At 32.9% G+C, this 4,259-nt stretch carries 4 protein-coding genes; 3 read left to right on the forward strand and 1 reads right to left on the reverse strand.

What is annotated here, in order from left to right:
• The first annotated feature begins 709 nt into the window (after nt 1–709).
• Both AC1W31_RS20670 and AC1W31_RS20675 read left to right on the forward strand, forming a co-directional pair.
• Complete coding sequence (locus tag AC1W31_RS20670) at nt 710–1,507, forward strand: hypothetical protein (protein WP_481736397.1); 798 nt, start codon at nt 710–712, stop codon at nt 1,505–1,507.
• Nucleotides 1,508–1,879: 372 nt separating this feature from the next.
• Nucleotides 1,880–2,368: an RNA polymerase sigma factor gene (locus tag AC1W31_RS20675; RefSeq protein WP_481736398.1), complete on the forward strand. Its 489-nt coding sequence runs from the start codon at nt 1,880–1,882 to the stop codon at nt 2,366–2,368.
• A gap of 76 nt (nt 2,369–2,444) precedes the next feature.
• Here AC1W31_RS20675 and AC1W31_RS20680 read toward each other — a convergent pair whose 3' ends face one another.
• Nucleotides 2,445–3,059, reverse strand: coding sequence for a recombinase family protein (locus AC1W31_RS20680; RefSeq protein WP_481736399.1), 615 nt, complete (start codon nt 3,057–3,059; stop codon nt 2,445–2,447).
• Between the two features lie 198 nt (nt 3,060–3,257).
• On the opposite strand from AC1W31_RS20680, the gene AC1W31_RS20685 reads away from it, so the two are divergent.
• The gene (locus AC1W31_RS20685) at nt 3,258–3,560 is read left to right on the forward strand and encodes a DUF4158 domain-containing protein (RefSeq protein ID WP_481736400.1); all 303 of its coding nucleotides are present in this window, start codon (nt 3,258–3,260) and stop codon (nt 3,558–3,560) included.
• Nucleotides 3,561–4,259 lie beyond the last annotated feature (699 nt).

The raw sequence follows: 4,259 nt of genomic DNA on the forward strand, positions 1-4,259 counted from the left end.
ATAAATTAAATAAACAGTCAGAAGAATTTACTGGAAAGTTTGTCAAAATCGTTCAAGAATTATGTGATGTTCACGTAAAAAATCCTTTCGCATCGGGACAAAATTTTTATCATTATGCTTTGCAAAAATTAGGTTTAAGATAAGAAGTGCATCATAAAGTGTAGGGCACGTTATTTAGGAGTGCATCAAAAAGTGTGGGGCAAGTTGTTTTGAGAATAATCTTTCAAGGTGTTTAACAGTTCAATTGAACTATTCTGAATACTTAATATAAAATATGATTGAGATTGCCCCACACTTTTTGATGCACTCCAATAAGGGACTTGCAACCTATTTAAAAGATTATTGGGTTCAATTGGCTAACTTAAAATGATTCTTTAAAAACATAAATCTGATTGCCCCACACTTTTTGATGCACTCCTCAGATGGCAAAAATAGTGATTGTTTCATGCTCCAAAACTAAGCTAAAATACAGCTTTCACCAAAATTGACGAAGAACCTTATTGACTGGAATATACATTCAAAAGACTAATAACTGAAATGAATTATTAAGATTTACACTCTTACAATCGCTCAAAAGTAAATTTATAAGGACTAAAATAATCTACGGAAGTCGTGGGAAATTTTTGACTTTTCTTTAGTTGTAACCAATACTTTCTTTGTATGAATAAAAGTCTTAATTTCATCCAAAACTATTTTAACACTTACATTTATGGAAGAAATTAATGAAGATCCTTTAAGTGAGGATTCGGTTGATATGGAAAGTGATATTATCGAAAATATACCTGCAAGTATTTCTGTAGAAATGAAAAAGACTTGGAGAGATTATTTATTTGAATTTACGATGCCTTTTTTAGCCGTTACCGCTGCCTTCTTACTTAACACAGAGCGAGAAGATTACGTGGAGCGTAATTTAGAAAAACAGTACATCAAATCAATTATCAATGATTTTAATGATGATGCTAAATTGATTGATGGACAAATTATTTTCCATAAAATGCGAATTGAGCAAATGGATTCTCTCATTCAAATGTTAGAATTTCCGCTGTCAATTAAAGATTTTCATAGACTGTATTATTTAGACATGCAGGCAACTCGCAATGTAACTTTCGCCAATAATGAAGGCACTTTTGAACAGATGAAAAACTCGGCATCTCTCCGACTCATTCGTAATCAGGAAGCAGCCAATGAAATCATTAAATATTACCTAAAAATTAAGACTATTAACTTAGTGGAAGAACGAGAGAAATCAGACCAAGATAATTATAAACGAATTGCAGTGCAGATTTTTGACCCATTCGCCAGTAAAAATTTAGGGCGCAGGGCAAAAAATAAACGCCCCGAAAAGGTAAAATTAACTATTTCAAAAGACAAATATTTGCTTCGTCAATTGGCAGGTAATATTCAATATTTGAACATGTCAAGAATTCGACTAATTTTTTTAAAACAAGACTTAAAGCAATCTGGGCAAGCGTTAATTGGAACATTGAAAAAAATTTATAAAATCTGAAATGAATTTGGAGTGCATCAAAAAGTGTGGGGCAATTGATTTTTGATGTCCTTAATTAAAAAATTATTGGGTTCAATTGCCTACCCTTAAATGATTCTCTAAAACATAAATCTGCTTGCCCCACACTTTTTGATGTACTCCAACGCTGGGCGGACGGCCGTTTCAAGGCTCTTTTAGTCAGGTTTGAATTATCAGTCAGAAATTGGGTTGCGTTGCATTTTATCGCATTCTCAGTCATTTTCTTACGCAAAATCAGTAAAAAATAAAAGTTTAAACAGCTTCAGTATCATTATTTGGTCTGATTGTCCTAAATTTTTATAAAAATATTTATTTTAAAATTATATTTGTACTTCAGAATAATCATATTTAATCTTGAAAATAAATAAAATAACTGACTTAGAACTATGGCAAGCTTTCAAATCTGGCGACAAGGAGGCGTTTTCGATAATTTATAAAGAGAACATCAACGATTTATTGAGCTATGGTTATCGAATTACTTCCGACCGACAACTCATCCGAGATAGCATTCAAGACCTTTTTCTGAATCTTTGGCAAACTCGCATGAACTTGAATGATACTGATTCTATTCGATTTTATTTGTACCGCTCGCTTCGCAATAAAATTATTGGAGATATTAGGAAAAATAATCACACTAAAATAGATAGTACAAATCTATTTGAAGATATTATTGGAGCTTTGTCAATTGAGGATGATTTGATTGAATCTGAACAATTGAGCGAGCAATTACTTAAACTAAAAAGAGCTATTCAACAACTCCCCAAACGTCAACAAGAAATTATTCAACTACGATATTACCATGATTTTGGTTGCAAGTCCCTTATTGGGCCAAAAATTACATAGCGTAGTATAACTATCTAAAAATCAAGCACTTACTATTTCCATTTTTAAGATTTTATAAAGTGTAACTTGCTGATTTTCAATTACTTAATTTTTTAGAATTATCTTGATGAACATAGCTTCCAATGGGAACTTTTCGATACCTGAGATACTTGTAAAGTGTCATTTTTGAAACGCCTATCTCTAAGGCAATTTTATCGACTGCCATATCTCCTTGTTTGTAGTAAGATTCTGCCAAAATAGCCTTTTTCTCAGCTTCTTTGGTCATTCCTTGCCTTCTACCACCTTTTCGACCTCTGGCACGAGCCGCTGCCAAACCTGCATTTGTCCGTTCTCTAATTAAATCTCGTTCAAACTCTGCAAAACAAGCGGAGATATTGAAAAATAACCGCCCCTGTGGTGTGGTGGTGTCAATAGCATCACTAATGCTTTGAAGTCCAATCTGTCTTTCATTAAATTGAGTAACTAATTCTAAAAGGTGTTTCAACGACCGCCCTAAGCGGTCAAGTTTATAAACTACCAGCGTATCATCTTTTCGGATTTGGTTTAAGAGTTTATCTAATTCAACCCTATCCGTCTTTGCTCCCGATGCTATTTCGGTAAAGATGATTTCGCAACCTGCCTTAGTTAAGGCATCGGTTTGCATTTGAAGGTTTTGGTCTTTGGTACTTACTCTTGCGTATCCTATTTTCATGGGTAAAGTCAATTTGTATAGCGTTAGCTAAGGTAAAATAAAAATATTTATACTTTGATTGCCAGACGGTATTTTTATACTTTTATCATCTTCATTGATGCTTTTTTACCATATTATTTCCAAACTCAAAAGCCAATCAAAAAGTCCATTCAATTGAGGATTTGATTGGACTTTCAAAACCCACACACATTTCACTTTATGAGTAGAATTAAATTATTACCAGCCCATGAGATTAGAGAATTTGACACGCCAACAATTTTCACGGTTTCCCAACAATCCCACTTTTTTAAAATCACCGATGATTTGGAAATGGAGTTAGATAAATTGCGACATCCTTGTTCAAAAATGGGTATGCTCCTACAATGGGGTTATTTTAAGTTTCATGGAAGATTTTATGAGGTATTAGATTTCAGAGAAATGGACATCCTATTTGTTGCGAAACAGCTAAATTTGAACCTTAAATATCTTGATTTTCACCGTTTTTATACGAATCATGGGTAAAATTAAAAGAATGTACAAAAATCGTCGCGGGTCCCTCAGAATTTTTAATTTCCATAATTATACCGGCTACTCAATTCTCAGCCAATTTACTTGCCCGAAATAACTAATATTTGATGAAATCTTAGGATTCAGCGTTATGGAACTCTATAAGAATCTTGCTAAGAAATCAAGATTCCGCAGATTCTATGATACTTAGAAATACGACCTCAACACTCGACGTAATCTTGACTATTTCATCCAAACAGACTGACTGAGAATCAAGTAGCCATTATAATTATGGAAGCAAAAAATTCTGAGGGACCCGCGACGATTTTTGTACGTTCTTTTAATTTTACCCTTCAATATGAAAAACTTGAACAAAACATCGAAAAAATAAAAATACAACAAATCAAAAGAATCAAGAAAAGTATGGCTAAACTGGAAATATCCTTACAAGACTTAGACAATATCTGATTTGTATCTAACTGATTATCAGATAGTTATAGATTATGCGTACATGTGTAATGAAAACCTCTAAGAGCTTAATTCCTAAAACTTACAAGGTTTTTTTATTTTCAGATGCCATCTTTAGGAATTCGATGATTTAAGCATTAATGCACTACTCCTATAAAATCTTAAAGGGTTGGAAAATTTAGGGATTCGAGCGTTTTTAGATACAATTTTGAAGAATAAAGTTCTTACGATCGCTCAAACGTGATT

It is taken from the genome of Arcicella sp., from assembly GCF_964672035.1.